Origin of the sequence: Nocardia xishanensis NBRC 101358, assembly GCF_001613365.1 — a bacterium.
In the GTDB taxonomy this organism is placed as follows: domain Bacteria; phylum Actinomycetota; class Actinomycetes; order Mycobacteriales; family Mycobacteriaceae; genus Nocardia; species Nocardia xishanensis.
Window position 1 is genome coordinate 1 of the sequence record NZ_BDCF01000038.1, and the last position, 17,857, is coordinate 17,857.

A 17,857-nucleotide genomic window follows, 5' to 3' on the forward strand; every position below is an offset into this window, starting at 1 on the left:
GCCACCAGCGGCGCGCCGTCGTCGGCCGCGCCCGAGGGGCCCGCCGCGACGAGGCGCACCATCCAGCGGTAGCCGTCCACGCCGATGAAGCGCAGGTCGGCTCCTTCGGTGATGGCCAGGATCTCGCGGCCCCACGGACCGGTCTCCACCGCGACGCGCGCGCCCTCCTTGCGCAGTGAGTCGGCCAGGTCGGCCGCCACCGCGCGCCACTGGCCCGGCGATTTGGGCGCCGCGTAGGCGGCGACCGTGATGCGGCCGTGCTCGGTGGCCAGGTGCACCGCCTGCGGGGTGCCGTCGGGGCTCATCTCCACCTGTAGCTGGCCGCCGGGCGGCACCGGCAAGATGACCGAACCCAGGTCGAGACGCTGCTCGGCCACCGTGTCCAGCAGCTCGGACACGTCGTCGTAGTCGTACGGGCCGGTCCCCTCGCCCGCCGGGCTGTCGTCGAAACCGGCTGCTTCCTCGACGGATTCGACGATGGGCAGCTCGTCGGTGTCGTACTCCTCGTCGTCGTACTCGCCGTATTCGTCGTACTGATCCTCGTCGAACCGGTCCGACCGCTTGTTTCTCTTTCCGAACATCGTCGCCTCACGCCTCCCGGCCGGTCGCCCGGCCCACCCCGTCGGCCTCCGCGCCCAGGCTGGCGTGACCGCCGCTGGACCCGTAGCCGCCCGCACCTCGCGTCGTCTCGTCGAGCTGGTCGACCTCGACGAAGTCGACCAGCTCCACCCGCTGCACAAGCAGCTGCGCGATCCGGTCGCCACGGCGCAGTTCGATGCGCGTGCGCGGATCGTGATTGATCAGGCACACCTTGATCTCGCCCCGGTACCCCGCGTCGACGGTGCCCGGCGTGTTCACCACCGACAGCCCCGTCTTGGCGGCGAGCCCCGACCTGGGATGGATCAGCCCGACCGTGCCGACCGGCAGCGCCACGGCGACGCCGGTGCCGACCAGCACCCGCTCGCCCGGCTCCAGGATGACGTCCTCGGTGGTGCACAGGTCCACGCCCGCGTCGCCCGGATGGGCGCGCGTCGGCACGGGAATGCCCGGATCCAGCCGCAGCAGGGGTATCGGTGAAAGTGCGCTCACGTTGGTCGAGCCTACGCGTACCTCGGCGTTCGTCCGGCGGGACGGTGGCCTACTGTTGAGTCGTGTCGGACAGGCCCAACCCTTCGGTGACGGACAACGAGAAGCGGACTCGCCAGCCTTACAGTGAGCGCCTCTGGGTGCCGCTGTGGTGGTGGCCCGTCGCGTTCGGCATCGCCGGGCTGCTCGCCGCCGAGATCCACATGGGCGCACCGGGAATCCGGGCCTGGCTGCCCTACGTTCTGCTGCTCCCGATCCCCGCGTGGGTGCTGTTGTGGTTGAGCCGCCATCGCGTGGCGGTGACCGAGGACGACCGGGGGACGCCGGAACTGCGCGCCGACCGGGCCCATCTGCCGGTGAATTTCGTCGCTCGTGCCGCGGTGGTCGCTCCCACCGCGAAGAGTGCGGCCATGGGCCGCCAGCTCGATCCCGCCGCGTATGTGCAACACCGTCCGTGGATCGGCCCGATGGTGTTGCTGGTCCTCGATGATCCTGATGATCCGACGCCTTACTGGTTGATCAGCACCCGCAGGCCGGAGAAGATCCTTGCCGCGCTCGGGCTGCCGAGCGCGGGCTGACAGTCGTCCTCGGCCGAACCTGGTGGTCCGGCCGCCTTCCGAACTCCGCGGACGATCAGGCCGCGCAATCCATGCAGATCATCTGACCGCCGGATTCGCTGGCCAGCCTGCTGCGGTGGTGAACAAGGAAGCAGCTGGAACAGGTGAACTCGTCGGCCTGCTTCGGGATCACCCGAACCGAGAGCACTTCCTCGGACAGGTCCGCGCCGGGAAGCTCGAACGACTCCGCGGTATCGGATTCGTCGATATCCACGACGGCGGACTGCGCCTCGTTGCGACGAGCCTTCAGCTCCTCCAGCGAATCTTCCGACACATCGTCGGATTCGGTGCGCCGCGGTGCGTCATAGTCGGTTGCCATGTCGTCTTCCCCTCGTCCTTACTCCGTATATCCCGGACCGGCTGCCGACACTCCGATTCCTCGCCGGAATCGCGCGTCCACACCGCCCCGCCGGTGGTGCACATCACACGTGCACCGGTCACCTATCAGGGAGGATCACTAGGACCCATACCCGGTAGCGCTCGGTAAACGCAGGACATGCCCTACTTGTTCCCGCGACCGACCACCGTTTTCGCCGCTGGTGATTCGATCTGGGCCGCCAGACAATAGCGGACCGCGCGACAAAAGTCGCAATCAAAACACAGCCGAGTCGAAACTGTCGGGGAATCGACACCAAAGGTCGAACTCGCCGAGACCTTCCGCACCGTCACCGCGACATTTTCGTAGAGTGTGGCTCGTGGTTTCACTGATCACCGAAGGCAGCGCGTCGGATTCGCAGGGTCGACCCTACGCGCGGCGCCGCCCCAAACCCTGGCTCATCATGCTCGGCGTCATGGCGCTGATCTGCGCGATCGTGTGGATCAAGGCGCTGACGACGCAGGACACCGACACGACCGCGATGGCATGCAATTCGCCGAGCCCGGCCAGCGATACGGGCGCGACGCAAGCGGCTCCCGCCCCGAAATTGGGCCAGCGGGTGGGCCCGTCGCGCCTGGAGGACGTGGAACCCGCGCCGCTCGCGACGAGCAAGGTGCGCGTGCTCAACGCGAACAACCAGCGTGGACAGGCCGCGCACGTCGCCGCGCAGCTCGGCGACCTCGGCTTCGCGAGCGCACCCGGGACGCAGTACGGCAACGATTCCGTATACGTCAACGGCGACCTCGAATGCGCCGGCCAGATCCGCTTCGGCGTGAACGGCAGGCCCGCCGCGGCGTCGGTGCAGCTGATCGCGCCGTGCGCCGAGCTGATCGAGGACCAGCGCGAGGACGACAGCGTCGACCTGGTGCTCGGGTCGCTCTTCCGTGATCTGCGGCCGAGCAACGACGCCGAAGAGGTGCTGCGCTCGCTGAAGAACCCGGCGCCGGGCTCCAGCCCCGCGATCGACAGCGACCTGCTCGACGCCGCGCGCACCACGCACTGCTGACGCCGAACAGCTTGACCATTCACCCCGGCGTGTAGCCGGGGGCTCACCGTGCCGAGCCGCGCCCCCTAAGTGGCGCGGCTCGGCATCAACGATCCGGAATCGGCTCGGTCGCTCCGACTTCCGCGAGCAGCGCGCCGAGTTCCGCTGCGATGCCCGGCGCCGCGGCGACGACGAGATCGCCCGCCGTTCCGCTCGCGGTCGCGGGCGGAAGCGTCAGGCGCGCTCCGGCTTCGGCGGCGATCAACGCGCCCGCACCCCAGTCCCAGGCGTGCAGTCCGTGCTCGTAGTACGCGTCGACCCGTCCGGCGGCCACATGACACAGATCGAGCGCGGCCGCGCCGAAGCGGCGGATGTCGCGTACCCGCGGCAGCACCAGCGCGATCATCTCTGCCTGCCTGGCGCGCCGGTGCCTGCCGTAACCGAACCCCGTGGCCACCAACGCCATCGAGAGGTCCTCGACCGGATTGCAGCGCAGCTGTTCGACCGCGCCGTCGGCGGCCGTCGCCGTCGCGCCGAGACCGCGCGCGGCGCTGTAGGTCACCTCCCGCGCGACGTCGACCACCGCGCCCGCGACGGGCTGTCCGTTGCGCAGCGCGGCCACCGAGACGGCGTAGCCGGGAATGCCGTACAGAAAGTTGACGGTTCCGTCGATCGGATCGACCACCCAATGCACCGCGTCGTCGTCGGCGGACAGGCTGCCGCCGCCTTCCTCGCCCACGATCGGGTCGCCTGGCCTGTGTTCGGCGAGCAGCCCGCGGATCAGCTCCTCGCTCTCGGTGTCCACCACGGTCACCGGATCGGTGGCGTGACCCTTGGTCTGCACGGCCCCGTCGGCCGCGGCGCCCTCCGGGCCGAACACTTCGGGGCGGCGAGCGCGCACGTGCGCGGCGGCTCGCTCGGCGAGCTCTACCGCGACGCGGCGCAGTTCGGACGCGGTTTCGCGCGGGTCGGCGGCGGAATCTTCGGCTACGGGGCTAGTGGATTGCGGCACGCCGCCCATCGCATCACAGATCCTCGGAGGCGCGCAGCACCGATCGCGCATTACTCTTGTCGTGCACGACACAGCGCCGTCGTCGGGCACCCCACCGCACCCGCTCCTGCGGCGGCGTGGGTCCGGTGCGGCGGGCGCTGTCATCTCACCGGCCAGCTATGGGAACGAGGGGTTAGCCATGTCCGCTCGGGGGCACGCATTCGGTATCGACATCGGCGGCAGCGGCGTCAAGGGCGCCGTGGTCGATCTAGCCACCGGCGAACTCGTGCACGAGCGGATCAAGATCGCTACCCCGCATCCTTCGACCCCGGAGGCCGTCGCCGACGCGGTGGCCAAGCTCGTCGCGGAGGCGGATTGGCCGGGTCCGGTCGGCATCACACTGCCGTCCGTGGTGCTCGAGGGCGTGGCACGCACCGCCGCCAATATCGACAAGGCCTGGATCGGCACCGACGCGCGCGCCCTGTTCTCGGCGGCGCTCGGCGGCAGGCCGGTGACCGTGCTGAACGACGCGGACGCGGCCGGACTCGCCGAGGACCGCTACGGCGCGGCGAAGAACTACGACGGTCTGGTGCTGCTACTGACCTTCGGTACCGGCATCGGCTCGGCGCTGCTCTACAACGGCACGCTGGTGCCCAACAGCGAACTAGGGCACCTCGAGATCGGCGGCATGGAGACCGAGCACCGCGCCGCGGCATCGATCAAGGATCGCGACGGGCTCAGTTACGAGCAGTGGGCCACGGAGGTCAGCACCGTGCTGATCGGTCTGGAGAACCTGTTCTGGCCGAAGGTGTTCGTCGCGGGCGGCGGCATCAGCCGCGACGCCGATCAGTGGATTCCGTTGCTGACCAACCGAACTCCGGTGGTTCCCGCCCATCTGCGAAACACCGCGGGCATCGTCGGCGCCGCCATGGCCATAGACGCGGGTATCGTTCCGTGACCGGCGCGGCGGCGGTGCGCGACGAGGCGGAAAACGCGCCAGGCGGGCGTGCGACAACTGGCATCGTGCCGTGAGTACCCTGGTTGGATCGTTACAATGGAACATGCCCGGCGGTGAGCCGGAGAAACCCGACCGGCCCTCCGCCGGTGAAACCCGACAGATCGCTCCGCCGGAACACAACTCTGGCGTGACGCCGCACGAGACCGTCACGAAAGGGCGTACGTGGTAGCCACGACCCGTCAGACCGCCGAATCGGCCGATGCCGACTCCACAGATGTAACCGCAGCACGGCCGGTCCGCAAGGCTGCCGCCAAGAAGGCACCGGCCAAGAAGGCCGCGGCCAAGAAGGCGCCCGCGAAGAAGGCCGCGGCCAAGAAGGCCCCCGCGAAGAAGGCCGCCACCAAGAAAGCGGGCCCCGACGGCGAGCCCGGCGCCGAGGAGGCGCTGGAGGACGAGGCTCTCGATCTCGAGGATCTGGACGATCTGGAAGTCGACGAGGGCGACCTCACCGACGACGCGGACCTGGAGGACGACGCGGCCGAGGACGTCGCCGAAGACGAAGAGGCTGAAGCCGAGGGCGCCGAGGAGCCGACGGAGAAGGACAAGGCCTCCGGCGATTTCGTCTGGGACGAGGAGGAGTCCGAGGCGCTGCGCCAGGCGCGCAAGGACGCCGAGCTCACCGCCTCCGCCGACTCGGTGCGCGCCTACCTCAAGCAGATCGGCAAGGTCGCGCTGCTCAACGCCGAGGAGGAGGTCGAGCTCGCCAAGCGGATCGAGGCAGGCCTCTACGCGGCGGAGAAGGTGCGCGAGTTCGCCGAGGCGGGCGAGAAGCTGCCCGTCGCGATGCGCCGCGATTTCAACTGGATCGTGCGCGACGGCAACCGGGCCAAGAACCATCTGCTCGAGGCCAACCTGCGACTGGTCGTGTCGCTGGCCAAGCGCTACACCGGCCGCGGCATGGCGTTCCTGGACCTGATCCAGGAGGGCAACCTCGGTCTGATCCGCGCGGTGGAGAAGTTCGACTACACCAAGGGCTACAAGTTCTCCACGTACGCCACCTGGTGGATCCGGCAGGCCATCACCCGCGCCATGGCCGACCAGGCCCGCACCATCCGCATCCCCGTGCACATGGTCGAGGTCATCAACAAGCTCGGCCGCATTCAGCGCGAGCTGCTCCAGGATCTGGGCCGCGAGCCCACCCCGGAGGAGCTGGCCAAGGAAATGGACATCACGCCGGAGAAGGTGCTGGAGATCCAGCAGTACGCGCGTGAACCGATCTCCCTCGACCAGACCATCGGCGACGAGGGCGACAGCCAGCTCGGCGACTTCATCGAGGACTCCGAGGCCGTGGTCGCGGTCGACGCGGTGAGCTTCACCCTGCTGCAGGATCAGCTGCAGTCGGTGCTGGAGACGCTGTCCGAACGCGAGGCGGGCGTGGTCCGGCTGCGCTTCGGCCTCACCGACGGCCAGCCGCGCACCCTCGACGAGATCGGTCAGGTGTACGGGGTCACCCGTGAGCGCATCCGGCAGATCGAGTCGAAGACCATGAGCAAGCTGCGCCACCCCAGCCGCTCCCAGGTGCTGCGCGACTACCTGGACTGAGTTCGAACGGACCTACGGGCCCGCATCCTTTGTACCGCTTGCCTTTTCGGCGACGGAACGGGATGTGGGCCCGTTGTCGTCTCTGGCGCCTCGCCGAGAGGTACTGCCGCATACCACTTTCCAAATGGAATCAAACCCGAAAGTGATCCAAAACACTGGCGGGCGCACGGCTTCGAGGGCCCGGCTGCCGTACAGTCTGACCCACAAGTTTTTCGACGCCGGGCGGTCTCGGCCCAGCCATGGGGATTCACGTGCTCGACATTCACCACTTCACTTACGGGTGGTTGACACCGATACTGGCCTACATCATGTCCTTCACGGGGTCGCTGCTCGGCTTGCAGTGCGCCGCGCGGGCCCGGGCGGCCGAGGGCAGGGCGGGCTGGCTGGTGCTCGCCGCGTTCGCCATCGGCGGCACCGGGATCTGGGTCATGCATTTCATTGCGATGCTTGGCTTTTCGATCCGCGGCACGGAGATCCGCTACGACGTCCCGCTCACCCTGCTCAGCGCGGCGACCGCGATCGTGGTGGTCGGCATCGGGCTGTTCGTCGTGGTGACGCCGCGGCCGACGCTGGTCGCGCTGTTCGCGGGTGGCGCCGTCACCGGCCTCGGCGTGGCGGCCATGCACTACCTCGGCATGTTCGCGATGAAGTCGAGCGCGACCATCAGCTACGACCTGCCGACGGTGGTGCTCTCGGTCGCGATCGCGGTGATCGCGGCGACCGTGGCGCTGTGGTTCACGTTGCGGGTCAACGGTTTTCTGGCGACCACCGGCGCGGCCGGGATCATGGGTCTGGCCGTGTGCGGCATGCACTACACCGGCATGGCCTCGATGCACGCGCACCACGCCGGGCACGACGGGCCGGTCGCGGGAACGGGCGCGATGCAGCTGCTCGCGCCGCTGATCGTCGGCATCAGCATCGTGACGATGATGCTGCTGATCGCGGTGAGCCTCACCTCGATCGAGCACGACATCGATCTGCCGCCGCTGCGCGCCGCCTCCGTCCGCCCGGCCGCCGACGACCTCGCGCCGGCCCCGCGTCCGCGTCCCGCACCCGCCCGAGCCCTCACCGAGAAATTCACGCCCGCACCACCGGCCGCCGCGCGCCCCGCCGTCGAGAACATCGCGCCCGCATCGCCGCAATTCACCGTGCGACCCGCCGCCGAGAAGCTCGCGTCCGCATCGCCGCAATTCACCGTGCGACCCGCCGCCGAGAACATCGCGCCCACACCTCCGCCGGCCACGGTGCGACCCGCACCCGAGGACATCGCGCCCGCCCCACCACCCGCCACAGTGCGCCCCGCCCCTGAGAACATCGCGTCCACACCCCCGCCGGCCGCGGTGCGACCCGCCGAGAACCTCACACCGACGCCCTCTCCGGGCACGGTCACCGCCGAGAACGTCGCGCCGACGCCTCCGCCGCGCCCGGAACCGTTCCCTGCCTCCGTCCCACCCGTCAACGGGACACCGTACTGGCCGACGACTCGCGACGTTCCGCGCCGGAAGTAGCCCCGCGAGCTGCGTTCACCACACGCCGAACGCGGCGTCGGGTCCATTCGACGGCTGGCGACCCGGCAGACTGCTTGTGTGGCAGCCACTCCGATCAGCGCGCCGTGGGTCCGGACCGTCGACCTCGGCGACGAAGTGCGGAAGGGCGTCGAAAGACTGCGCCGCCCGCACCTGCTGCGCCGCATCCTTCCGGCGATCCGGCGGCATCTGGGGGCGGCACCCGCGAGCACCGCGTACGCCTTCACGCTCTTCGTCACCTGGTGGACGCTGCGGGGCCTCGGAGAGGCGGTCCAGCACCGGCTGATTCTGTCCGCGTCCACGAATCTCGCCAATATGCGGCGCGATCCGGTACAGGTGCTGGTGGCGTCCGCGTTCTGGACCGAGGGCAAATTCCCGTGGCTGACCATCCTCGAGTTCCTGGTGGTGATGGCGGCGGCGGAGCGATGGCTCGGCACCGGCCGCTGGATTCTGTTGTTCGCCACCGGGCACATCGGCGCCACGCTTATCACCGTCACCGGCATCTCCCGCGCCATCGATCGCGGCCTCATTCCACTGCGTGTGGCGATCGCCCCCGATGTCGGCGCCAGCTACGGGTTCACCGCCGTGCTGGCCGCGATGGCGTTCCGGTTCCGCGGCGTCGTCCGGGCGCTGTGGGCGACGACGCTCGTGGTCGTGCTCGCCGCGGCGATCTGGATCGGGCCGACCTTCACCGATTACGGCCACCTGTGCGCGGCCCTCATCGGCCTAGCGGTCGGCGGCATCTCGACCGCGTTCTGGACTCGCGTCGAACGCCGCCGCGCCGCGGCATCGAGCGCAGACGCGAGCTAGGCGGCGACCGCAGGGCCTGGCTCGGGTCGCACCAAGCGCACCAGCGGCTCGACCACCCGCGCCGCGACCGGGCCGAGCACCGCCATCAGCAGCACGTAGGCCGAGGCCAGCGGGGCCAGCTCGCTCGCGACCGCGCCGACGCTCACCGCCAATCCCGCGATGACGATCGAGAATTCGCCGCGCGCCACCAGGGTCGCTCCCGCCCTGGCACGGCCCATCCGCCGGATGCCCTGCCTGCCCGCGGCCCACCATCCGGTCGCGACCTTGGTCGTCGCGGTCACCACGGCGAGCAGCACCGCCCAGCCGAGCACCGGCGGGATCGCGCGCGGGTCGGTGCTCAACCCGAAGGCGACGAAGAAGATGGCCGCGAACAGATCCCGCAGCGGCTCCAGCAGCTTCGCGGCCTGGTACGCGGTCGATCCGGAGATCGCGATGCCGAGCAGGAACGCGCCGACCACCGCCGAGACGTTCAGCGCCGAGGCGACGCCCGCCACCAGCAGCGCCGCGCCGAGCAACTTGAGCAGGAACACCTCGTTGTCCGAGCTGTCCACGATCGATGACACGTGCCGTCCGTACCGCAGCGCCACCACCAGCACCAGTGTGACCGTCACCAGCGCGATGGCGAGCGTACGCAGTCCGCTCAGAAAGCTCATTCCCGCGAGAATCGTGGTGAGGATCGGCAGGTATATCGCCATGGCCAGGTCTTCGAACACCAGAATCGAGAGCACGACCGGGGTTTCCCGGTTGCCGAGCCGCCCGAGATCGTTGAGCACCTTGGCGACGATGCCCGAGGAGGAGATGTAGGTGACGCCGCCCATCGTGATCGCGCCGACGACGCCCCAGCCGAGCAGCAGCGCCACCAGCACACCGGGGATCGCGTTGACGACGATGTCGACCAAGCCTGCGGCCCAGGACCGCCGCAGCCCGGTCATCAGCTCGGCGGCGGTGTATTCCAGGCCGAGCAGCAGGAGCAGCAGCACCACACCGATCTCGCCCGCGACATGGCCGAATTCATTGGCCTCGGCGAGATCGATGAACCCGCCCGACCCGAACGCCAATCCCCCCAGCAGATAGAGCGGGATCGGCGACATGCCGAACCGTCCCGCCACCCGCCCCAACATGCCTAGAGCGAAGAACACCGCTCCGAGCTCGAGGAAAGCGAGCGCGGTCTGGCTCACAGGTCAACCGTGGGAGAGGATCTTCGCGGCGGCGTCCAAGCCGTCGGGGGTGCCCACGACTACGAGCAGATCATCTGCGGCGAAGGTGAAATCGGGTCCTGGCGAGGGGTGCAGCTGACCGGCGCGCATCACCGCGACGATCGAGACCTTGGTGCGGGTGCGCATCGCCGTCTCGCCGAGGGTGCGGCCCTCGTACGGCGATTCGTCGGCGATCGGCAGCTGCCGGGTGGTGATGCCGGGCAGGTCGCGGTGGTCCTCGCGGAGTGCGGCCACCAGTTGCGGAGCGCCGAGCAGGTTGGCGAGCACCGCGGCCTCGTCGCTCGTCAGCGGCACCTGCGCGGCGCACGCGTCCGGGTCGTCGAGTTTGGAGACGATCAGGTCGATGCCTCCGTCGCGGTGGTCGACCACGCCGATCCGGCGACCCGACCGGGCCTCGAAGTCTTTGCGTACCCCGATACCGGGTAGAGCGGTGACGTCGACGTTCACTCGTTCAGAGTAGCCCCAGGCGGGCGAAGTCCGTCCGAAGGATCGCGCACGCGCGTGGGCCGGGGGCACGCGTCATCACTTCGGCGGACCCGCGTTTGCTCGCGCGTGTGCTGTGATGAGGCGGTGAAGCAGTGGCACGCGTTGTCGGCGACCGCGCAGGACGTGCTGGTCGCGTTCTTCGCGTTCGTCTTCGGGGCGTTCCTGTACCTGTCCGGGCTGTACCCGATGGCCGACGGGAGCGCCGATCCGCCGCTGGGCGTCCGGTTCGGTGTGCTCGCGCTGCTGTGCGCGGCGACGCTGCTGCGGCGGCGAGCGCCGCTGGTGACGCTGGTGGCGGGCCTGGTCCCGCTCACCATCGATCTGGTATTGGGTGCGACGGTGCCGGTGTGGCTCGTCTACTCGGATTCGATCTACGCGGCCGTCCTGTACGGCTCGCGCGCGGTGTCGCGCTCGGTGACGATCGCCTGTGCCGCGCTGACGACGGTGATCACGGTGGCCGTGTTCGCCGCGACCGGTGACTGGCGGGCGCTGGTGCTCGCCATCGCGGCGGCGGCGGCCTTCGTCGGCACGCCGATCTGGTGGGGACTGTCGGTGCGGACGCACAAGGAGATCGCCGAGGCCGAACGCGCGCGGGCGCAGGCGATGGCGCTGGTGGCCGAGCTGGACCGGCGCGCGGCCATCGCCGATGAGCGCAGGACGATGGCGCGCGATCTGCACGACGTCATCGCTGGACACCTCTCGGCCATCGCGATCCAGTCCGAGGCGGCGCTCGGCGAGCTGACCCGCCGGGATGCCGACCCCGTGATGGCCGGAATCCTGGGCTCGATCCGCGCCAACAGCGTCAGCGCGCTGCAGGAGATGCGCACCATGATCGGTCTGCTGCGCCGCGACGACGGAACGGAGGACGAAGCCGTCGCACCGCGCACACTGGCCCAGCTGCCGATCCTGGTGGACGCCGCCCGATCGGCGGGAACCGCGGTGCGCGTTGCGGATTCGCTCGACGGCACCCCGCTGCCCGGCGCGGTGGACCAGGCCGCCTATCGGATCATCCAGGAGGCCTTGACCAATGCGATGAAGCACGCGCCAGGTCAGCGGGTCGATATCGCGGTGCGCGCCGATCCAGCGTCACTCGACGTCACCGTCCGCAATCCCGCCCGCGCCGCGGCGGTTTCGTCGCAGCCGGCGAATTCCGCGGCGCCGCACCGCGGCCTGATGAACATGCGCGAGCGCGCCGCAGCGCTGGGCGGAAGCTTCACCGCAGGACCGGAAGCCGAAGGCTGGATGGTCCGCGCCAGGCTTCCGCTCGGCACGTCCGAGACGAGCGCCGGCGAGGCGCAGGCATGAGCGAACGCAGTGAGCGAATCATGTGCCAGCCCCATCGGGGCATGCACGAGACGAGTGCCGGCGAGGCGCAGGCATGAGCGAACGCAGTGAGCGAATCATGTGCCAGCCCCATCGGGGCATGCCGGAGACGAGTGCCGGCGAGGCGCAGGCATGAGCGAACGCAGTGAGCGAATCATGTGGCAGCCCCATCGGGGCATGCCGGAGACGAGCGCCAGCGAGGCGCAGGCATGACCCGAACGACGGAGGCGGCGTGACGATTCGCGTGCTGATCGCCGACGATCACGGCGCGATTCGCGCGGGGTTGCGGATGATCCTGGACAGCGCCGAAGGCATCGAGGTGATCGGCGAGGCCGCCGACGGGGACATCGCGGTGGCCCAGGCCAAGGCGCTGCGGCCCGATGTGGTGCTGATGGATGTGCGGATGCCCGGCGTGGACGGCCTCACCGCCACCGAACGCATCACCGCCGACGCGTTGGCGCGTGTGCTCGTCCTCACCACGTTCGACTTGGACGAGTACGTCTTTCGCGCCTTGCGCGCGGGCGCGTCCGGGTTCGTGCTGAAATCGACGTCGGGACAAGCCCTCGTCGACGCGGTGCGCGCGGTCGCCGCGGGTGACGGGGTGCTGGCGCCGGAGGTCACCCGCGCCGTGATCGCCGCGTTCGCGTCTTCTGTCGCCGGCGCCGAACCCGTCGCACCGGACGGCTTCGCCGATCTCACCGAACGCGAACGCGAGGTGCTGGACTGCCTCGGCGATGGCCTGTCGAACGCGCAGATCGCGGCGCGACTGTTCATCGGGGAAACCACGGTGAAGACTCACGTCTCGCGCGTGCTCACCAAACTCGGTGTGCGGTCCCGGGTTCAGGCCGCCATTCTCGCGCGGCAGGCGCGCGAGCGCTGATCGGCGCGGCTCACTCCGCCGACGGTGCGAAGGCGCCGTCCGGGCCGGGCAGGTAGTCCTCCACCGATGTGACGGCGCTCACAGGAAGCGGCCCGTAGAGATGAGGGAAGAGCATTCCCTCCGGATCCGTCGGCACCCCCGGCTCCCACTTCACCGGATCCACGAGCAGATTCGCGTCGATGCGCAACAGCACCAGGTCGCGCCGCCCGGCGAAGAGCCGGTTGGCGGGCAGGTGCACCTGCCGGGTAGTGGAAAGGTGAACGAAGCCCACCTCGGCCAGCGACGGCGGCCGGTGCTCGCCGGTTTGCCGAGCGTTGCGCCATTCCGGCAAAGTACAAAGGTGAACCAGCGTGTGAGTGTCACAGGTCACGGGTAATCTCCCAACAGACCAACTGGATAGGCGTGTTCGTGGGGTGATCGAGTGCGATTCGAGCCCCGAACTGGAATGTTCGCCGTGAGCGAAATACCAGGTCGTGTTAGAGAAAACACACAGAATCACTTGCGGGAACAATGCCCCCGTCCCGAACGTCTGACAGAGTAGTCATACCACTGCTGGGAAGTAGCGGTAGCGAGCTCGTGGTGAGTGACCACGGGCCCCACACCAGGTGAACGGACTGTAGTGCCGGGAGCCAGGACGGAGGAGTCATGCCAGGAACCCTGACAAGCACCCCACTGACCGCGGTCGATCGTTGCGACCGTTGCGGGGCGGCTGCCCGAGTGCGTGCCGTTCTGCCCGCAGGTGGAGAGTTGCTCTTCTGCCAGCATCACGCGAACGAACACATGGATCGGCTGCGTGAGCTCGAGGCCGTGATCGACACGGAGTCGGCTCCCGCCCTCTGACCTGTTTTCGCTTTCCGACACAACAGCATCGAACAACAGAACATGGCCTTACCCGCAGCGGGCGACGAATCGTCGCCCGCTGCGGCATGTTCGAGGGCTATACGTGCCCAACATCACAGTGTTCTAGGTCACATCAGCTCGCGTCCACGCTCGGCCAGAATCCCGTCGAGCAGGCGCTCCACCCCGAACTCGAAAGCGCCGTCCGGGTCCGCGGGCGCCTGATACCGCTCCCCCACCGCCGCACCGACCCGCGCCGCCAGCGGGAACTCCTCGACCGGCATGATCCGCGTCAGCTCCGGGCGGTAGCGCTCCCACCACTGCGCGTCGCTCAACTCCGCCGCGCCGCGGGCCGCGGCTACCGCCATGCGCGCGTTCCCGGTGGCGAACTCGGTCAGCACCGCTACAGCCCGGTCCATCGCCAGGTCCGTGAGACCGATCCCTTCCAGGACGGCAAGCTGGCGTTCGTAACGCCGCATCCGCCCCGGACCGAGCACCGCCCGCCATGGCGACACCTCGAGCAGCCACGGGTGGGCGAGCACCTCGGCGCGCACCTGTCGCGCGATCTCGGCGATCCGCTCCCGCACCGGAAGCTCGGCGGGGATGGGCGCGTCCTCGGCGGCGACGGCGTCGACCATCAGCACGGTCAGCGCCTCTTTGCTCGGCACGTAGGTGTACAGGCTCATCGGCCGCAGACCGAGCTCGGCCGCGACCGCGCGGACCGACACCTTCTCGTACCCGTCGCGATCGGCCAGCGCGACGGCGGCCGCGACGACGGCGTCGACACTCACCGTCTGCTTCGGTCCGCGCCCGCCCGTGCGCGGCGGCAGCGCTTGGCGCCACAGCAGGTGCAGCAGCCGCTTCACCTGATCGTCGTCGCTCTCCATGGGGCTCCTCGGAACAAACCCGGTACGGTGTGCGTTGTCACCATACTCCGTACGCCATACGATGATCTGGGGGTTCGCTCTGCGCAGCACACAGGCCACCTACCTGCCCGACCGCCATCTCTTCGCGCTGTGGACGTGGACGGGTCACGGCGCGGGACGCGCTCCCACCGGTCTCGGCGACCGCGAAACGCTCGCGCTGGCGGTGCCGACCGGCGGGCGAGGAGCGATCGAGATCACCGAGGTCGACTGCGCGCTGATCCCGCCCGCGGAACTCGCGGCACTCGACTTGGCCCCGATCTCGGGGACGACACCGACCGGAAGCGCGAACGGATACGTCACCGACGCCCCGACGACGTCGACGCGCCACACCGAGCCGGATCCGACGGAGGCGGAGACTCTCGACGCACAGCGACTCCCCGACGCGGGCGCGTCGCTGCGGGCTTGGCACACCGTGCTGCGTGGCGAACTTGTCGCGCTACCCGCCGCGGCCCACGCGGTGCCGGACGCGTCGGGAACCGCGATCGTGTCAGAGGCCCGCGCCTTGCACACCCTGCTCGACACCGAGGCGATGGCCGCGCACCTGGCGGCGACGTTGCACGCTGACCTGCGCCCCTACCAGGCGCGCGGGGTCGGCTGGTTGACCGAGACGACCGCCGCCTTCGGCGGCGCGGTGCTCGCCGACGAGATGGGCCTCGGAAAGACCGTGCAAGCCATCGGTTTTCTGCTCGGCCGCGCGGCCGAGGGCCCGCAACTCGTGGTCTGCCCGACCTCGCTGGTCGGCAACTGGGCGCACGAGATCACCCGTTTCGCGCCGGACCTGCGTCCGATCACGTGGCGCGGCGGTGAACTGGCCGTGAGCCCCGGTGACGTCGTCGTGGCCGGTTACCCGATCCTGCGGCTGCACGGCCACGTCCTCGCCGAACGCGATTGGGCGAGCACGGTGTTCGACGAAGCGCAGGCGCTGAAGAATCCGCGCACCCAGGTCGCCAGGGCCGCCCGCACACTCGCCAGCCCCGCGAAGGTCGCGCTGACCGGCACGCCGGTGGAGAATCACTTGGAAGAGCTGTGGGCGCTGCTCCATCTGGTCGCACCGCGCCTGTTCGCCCATCGCGGGCAGTTCCGCCGCCGCTTCGTGCGGCCCATCCAGGAGGGTTCGGCGGCGGCCGCCGCCCGGCTGCGCGACGCCATCGAACCGGTCGTGCTGGCGCGCAGGAAGTTCCAGGTCGCGGCGGCGCTGCCCGCCAAGATCCACACCGATCTGCTCTGCGATCTGACCGCGGAACAGGAACAGCTCTACGACCGGCTGCTGGACCGGGCCATCGACGACGGGTTCGGTTCCGGCGCGCAACGGCAGAGCCGAGTGCTCGCCGCGCTCACCGCGCTCAAGCAGGTGTGCAACCACCCGGGGTTGGTGACCGGCGACCTCGCAGAGCTAGCCGGCCGCTCCGGCAAGCTCGATCTGTGCACCGACATCATCGCCACCAACCTCGAGACCGATTCCCCGACACTGATCTTCACCCAGTACCGGCAGACCGGTGAACTGCTGGTCCGCCATCTGGCCGAACAGTTCGGCGTCACCGCGCCGTTCTTCCACGGCGGCCTGAACCAGGCCTCGCGCGCCGCGATCGTGCGCGACTTCCAGGCCGAGGACGGGCCGCCGGTGCTGGTGCTGAGCCTGCGGGCGGCGGGCACCGGCCTCACGCTGACCCGCGCCGCCGATGTCGTCCACTTCGACCGCTGGTGGAACCCCGCGGTGGAGGCGCAGGCCTCCGACCGGGCGCACCGCATCGGCCAGACCCGCACCGTCACCGTCACCACACTGACCTCGGGCACCACCGTCGAGGAGCACATCGCGGGCATGCACGACCGCAAATCCGCGCTGACCGACCTCTCGGACTCGGCGGGCATCGCCGCGCTGGCCCGCCTCGACGACGACCAGCTCGTCGAGATCCTGCGGCGGAAGCGAGAGAACTGATGGCGGACAAAGAATTCGGCTACACCGCCTGGGGCATGGACTGGGTCCGGCTCGCCGAGCCGCTGCGCCAGACCCGGCCGGAACCGCTGCTGCCCCGCGCCCGCAGCATCGCCCGCAATCACGGCGTTCGAGCGACCGTCGAGGGCCGCGTGGTGCGCGCACACATCCATCGCGGTGGCCAAGCCTCGGTGGCCCACCTGGAGGTCGCGCCGCTGCCGGGCCAGGCGGTGGCGGCGATCGCCGAGGTGATCCCTGATCCGACGCTGCTGACCGACGAGACGCATCGCGCGCTCGTCACGGCCGGTGTGCGTCCGGCGCCGGAGCTCGCGGCCGTCGACTGCTCGTGCTCGGCGCGCACCGAGCGCTGCGTCCACGTCCTGGCGACGCTCTACGACATGGCGCGGCAAGTCGACGAGAACCCGCGGCTGGCGCTGGAGGTCCGAGGGTATTTCGAAGCGGCGCACGGCGATCCGGAGATCAGCGCCGAACAGCCGCGCTGGACGCCGATCAACACCCTCGACCCCGCCCGCTACTTCACCAGCTGAGCGTCAGGCGTTGGTGCCGCTGTCCACGGTGAGAATCGCGCCGGTGATGCTGCGGCCTGCGGGTCCAGCCAGGAACGCTACAGTCGCGGCGACATCGTCGGCGGCCCCGAAGCGGCCGAGCGCGGTGAGGCCGATTTGGTTCGGGGCGTGTTCGCCGTCGGCCGGATTCATGTCGGTGTCGGTCGCACCCGGCTGCACCAGGTTCACCGTGATCGAGCGCGGGCCGAGCTCACGCGCCAGCGCCTTGGTGAATCCGTTCAGCGCCGACTTGCTCAGGTTGTAGAGCGCGATGCCGCCGAACGGGGCGTGATCGGTCAGATTGCTGCCGATGCTGATGATCCGGCCACCCTCGGTCATGTGCCCGACGGCGGCTTGGGCGCCGACGAACGCCGCGCGGGCGTGCACGTGCAGCGCGCGGTCGATCTCCTCGACGGTGAACTCCTCGAAAGGCTTGCTCGGGAAGATCCCGGCATTGTTCACCAGCACGTCGAGCCTGCCCAGTTCCGCGGCGGCGCGGTGCACGGAGTCCGCCACCTCGCCCGCGTCCGCGCTGTCGGCGCGCACGGCGATCGCTCGCCTGCCCAACGCCTCGACCTCGGCCACCACGGATTTCGCGGCGGTTTCCGCGCTCTGATAGGTCAGCGCGACGTCCGCGCCCGCGGCGGCCAGCCGCCGGGCGATGGCCGCCCCGATCCCCCTGCTGCCGCCGGTCACCAGTGCCACCTTGCCGGTCAGGTCGGACATCGGTACTACTCC

At 69.7% G+C, this 17,857-nt stretch carries 20 protein-coding genes; 11 read left to right on the forward strand and 9 right to left on the reverse strand.

Annotated features, from left to right (window positions below):
- Together NX1_RS24960 and dut are read right to left on the reverse strand one after the other, a co-directional pair.
- Positions 1–581, reverse strand: a 581-nt coding sequence (locus NX1_RS24960) for a DUF3710 domain-containing protein (protein ID WP_068063990.1), incomplete at its 3' end; no start/stop codon positions are given.
- A gap of 7 nt (positions 582–588) precedes the next feature.
- Positions 589–1,089 carry a dUTP diphosphatase gene (gene dut, locus NX1_RS24965; RefSeq protein WP_068063994.1) on the reverse strand — a complete coding sequence of 167 codons (501 nt, stop codon included), beginning with the start codon at positions 1,087–1,089 and terminating at the stop codon, positions 589–591.
- Positions 1,090–1,151: 62 nt separating this feature from the next.
- On the opposite strand from dut, the gene NX1_RS24970 reads away from it, so the two are divergent.
- On the forward strand, positions 1,152–1,664 hold the full coding sequence (locus NX1_RS24970) for a DUF3093 domain-containing protein (protein ID WP_084501739.1): 513 nt from the start codon (positions 1,152–1,154) through the stop codon (positions 1,662–1,664).
- Between the two features lie 55 nt (positions 1,665–1,719).
- Here NX1_RS24970 and NX1_RS24975 read toward each other — a convergent pair whose 3' ends face one another.
- Positions 1,720–2,022 carry a DUF4193 domain-containing protein gene (locus NX1_RS24975; RefSeq protein WP_068063997.1) on the reverse strand — a complete coding sequence of 101 codons (303 nt, stop codon included), beginning with the start codon at positions 2,020–2,022 and terminating at the stop codon, positions 1,720–1,722.
- 376 nt (positions 2,023–2,398) lie between these two features.
- On the opposite strand from NX1_RS24975, the gene cei reads away from it, so the two are divergent.
- Positions 2,399–3,085 carry an envelope integrity protein Cei gene (gene cei / locus NX1_RS24980; RefSeq protein WP_068064110.1) on the forward strand — a complete coding sequence of 229 codons (687 nt, stop codon included), beginning with the start codon at positions 2,399–2,401 and terminating at the stop codon, positions 3,083–3,085.
- A gap of 85 nt (positions 3,086–3,170) precedes the next feature.
- Here the strand turns inward: cei and NX1_RS24985 are convergent, their stop codons facing one another.
- Complete coding sequence (locus tag NX1_RS24985; RefSeq protein WP_373864912.1) at positions 3,171–4,076, reverse strand: inositol monophosphatase family protein; 906 nt, start codon at positions 4,074–4,076, stop codon at positions 3,171–3,173.
- Between the two features lie 178 nt (positions 4,077–4,254).
- Between NX1_RS24985 and ppgK the strand changes: the two genes are divergently transcribed.
- The 4 genes from ppgK (at position 4,255) to NX1_RS25005 (ending at position 8,951) form a co-directional block, all read left to right on the forward strand.
- Complete coding sequence (gene ppgK / locus NX1_RS24990) at positions 4,255–5,013, forward strand: polyphosphate--glucose phosphotransferase (protein WP_068064000.1); 759 nt, start codon at positions 4,255–4,257, stop codon at positions 5,011–5,013.
- A 222-nt stretch (positions 5,014–5,235) separates the two neighbouring features.
- The gene (locus NX1_RS24995) at positions 5,236–6,615 is read left to right on the forward strand and encodes an RNA polymerase sigma factor (protein ID WP_068064001.1); all 1,380 of its coding nucleotides are present in this window, start codon (positions 5,236–5,238) and stop codon (positions 6,613–6,615) included.
- A 239-nt stretch (positions 6,616–6,854) separates the two neighbouring features.
- Entirely contained in the window at positions 6,855–8,123 is a 1,269-nt protein-coding gene (locus NX1_RS38570; protein ID WP_307651505.1) for an MHYT domain-containing protein, read from the forward strand.
- Between the two features lie 78 nt (positions 8,124–8,201).
- Positions 8,202–8,951 (forward strand): rhomboid-like protein, encoded by a 750-nt coding sequence (locus NX1_RS25005; RefSeq protein WP_245668670.1) that lies wholly within the window; start codon positions 8,202–8,204, stop codon positions 8,949–8,951.
- On the opposite strand, the gene NX1_RS25010 is transcribed toward NX1_RS25005, so the two are convergent.
- Together NX1_RS25010 and NX1_RS25015 are read right to left on the reverse strand one after the other, a co-directional pair.
- On the reverse strand, positions 8,948–10,129 hold the full coding sequence (locus tag NX1_RS25010; RefSeq protein ID WP_068064006.1) for a cation:proton antiporter: 1,182 nt from the start codon (positions 10,127–10,129) through the stop codon (positions 8,948–8,950). The genes NX1_RS25005 and NX1_RS25010 overlap by 4 nt on opposite strands.
- Before the next feature lie 3 nt (positions 10,130–10,132).
- Positions 10,133–10,615: a cation:proton antiporter regulatory subunit gene (locus tag NX1_RS25015; protein WP_068064009.1), complete on the reverse strand. Its 483-nt coding sequence runs from the start codon at positions 10,613–10,615 to the stop codon at positions 10,133–10,135.
- Between the two features lie 123 nt (positions 10,616–10,738).
- Here NX1_RS25015 and NX1_RS25020 point away from each other — a divergent pair, with 123 nt between their 5' ends.
- Together NX1_RS25020 and NX1_RS25025 are read left to right on the forward strand one after the other, a co-directional pair.
- Positions 10,739–11,959 (forward strand): sensor histidine kinase, encoded by a 1,221-nt coding sequence (locus NX1_RS25020; protein WP_068064112.1) that lies wholly within the window; start codon positions 10,739–10,741, stop codon positions 11,957–11,959.
- Positions 11,960–12,209: 250 nt separating this feature from the next.
- A complete protein-coding gene (locus NX1_RS25025; RefSeq protein WP_068064011.1) occupies positions 12,210–12,857 on the forward strand; it encodes a response regulator in 648 nt (215 codons plus the stop codon).
- A 10-nt stretch (positions 12,858–12,867) separates the two neighbouring features.
- Here the strand turns inward: NX1_RS25025 and NX1_RS25030 are convergent, their stop codons facing one another.
- Positions 12,868–13,227, reverse strand: a complete 360-nt coding sequence (locus NX1_RS25030) for a DUF952 domain-containing protein (protein ID WP_068064013.1) — start codon at positions 13,225–13,227, stop codon at positions 12,868–12,870.
- 275 nt (positions 13,228–13,502) lie between these two features.
- Here NX1_RS25030 and NX1_RS38150 point away from each other — a divergent pair, with 275 nt between their 5' ends.
- Complete coding sequence (locus tag NX1_RS38150; protein ID WP_029903635.1) at positions 13,503–13,697, forward strand: DUF7455 domain-containing protein; 195 nt, start codon at positions 13,503–13,505, stop codon at positions 13,695–13,697.
- A 128-nt stretch (positions 13,698–13,825) separates the two neighbouring features.
- On the opposite strand, the gene NX1_RS25040 is transcribed toward NX1_RS38150, so the two are convergent.
- Positions 13,826–14,581 (reverse strand): TetR/AcrR family transcriptional regulator, encoded by a 756-nt coding sequence (locus NX1_RS25040; RefSeq protein ID WP_068064017.1) that lies wholly within the window; start codon positions 14,579–14,581, stop codon positions 13,826–13,828.
- Positions 14,582–14,642: 61 nt separating this feature from the next.
- On the opposite strand from NX1_RS25040, the gene NX1_RS25045 reads away from it, so the two are divergent.
- Together NX1_RS25045 and NX1_RS25050 are read left to right on the forward strand one after the other, a co-directional pair.
- Positions 14,643–16,556 (forward strand): DEAD/DEAH box helicase, encoded by a 1,914-nt coding sequence (locus NX1_RS25045; protein ID WP_068064019.1) that lies wholly within the window; start codon positions 14,643–14,645, stop codon positions 16,554–16,556.
- Positions 16,556–17,101 (forward strand): hypothetical protein, encoded by a 546-nt coding sequence (locus tag NX1_RS25050; RefSeq protein ID WP_068064021.1) that lies wholly within the window; start codon positions 16,556–16,558, stop codon positions 17,099–17,101. Before NX1_RS25045 ends, NX1_RS25050 begins: the two co-directional genes overlap by 1 nt.
- 3 nt (positions 17,102–17,104) lie before the next feature.
- Here the strand turns inward: NX1_RS25050 and NX1_RS25055 are convergent, their stop codons facing one another.
- Positions 17,105–17,845: an SDR family NAD(P)-dependent oxidoreductase gene (locus NX1_RS25055; RefSeq protein ID WP_068064022.1), complete on the reverse strand. Its 741-nt coding sequence runs from the start codon at positions 17,843–17,845 to the stop codon at positions 17,105–17,107.
- Positions 17,846–17,857: the final 12 nt, after the last annotated feature.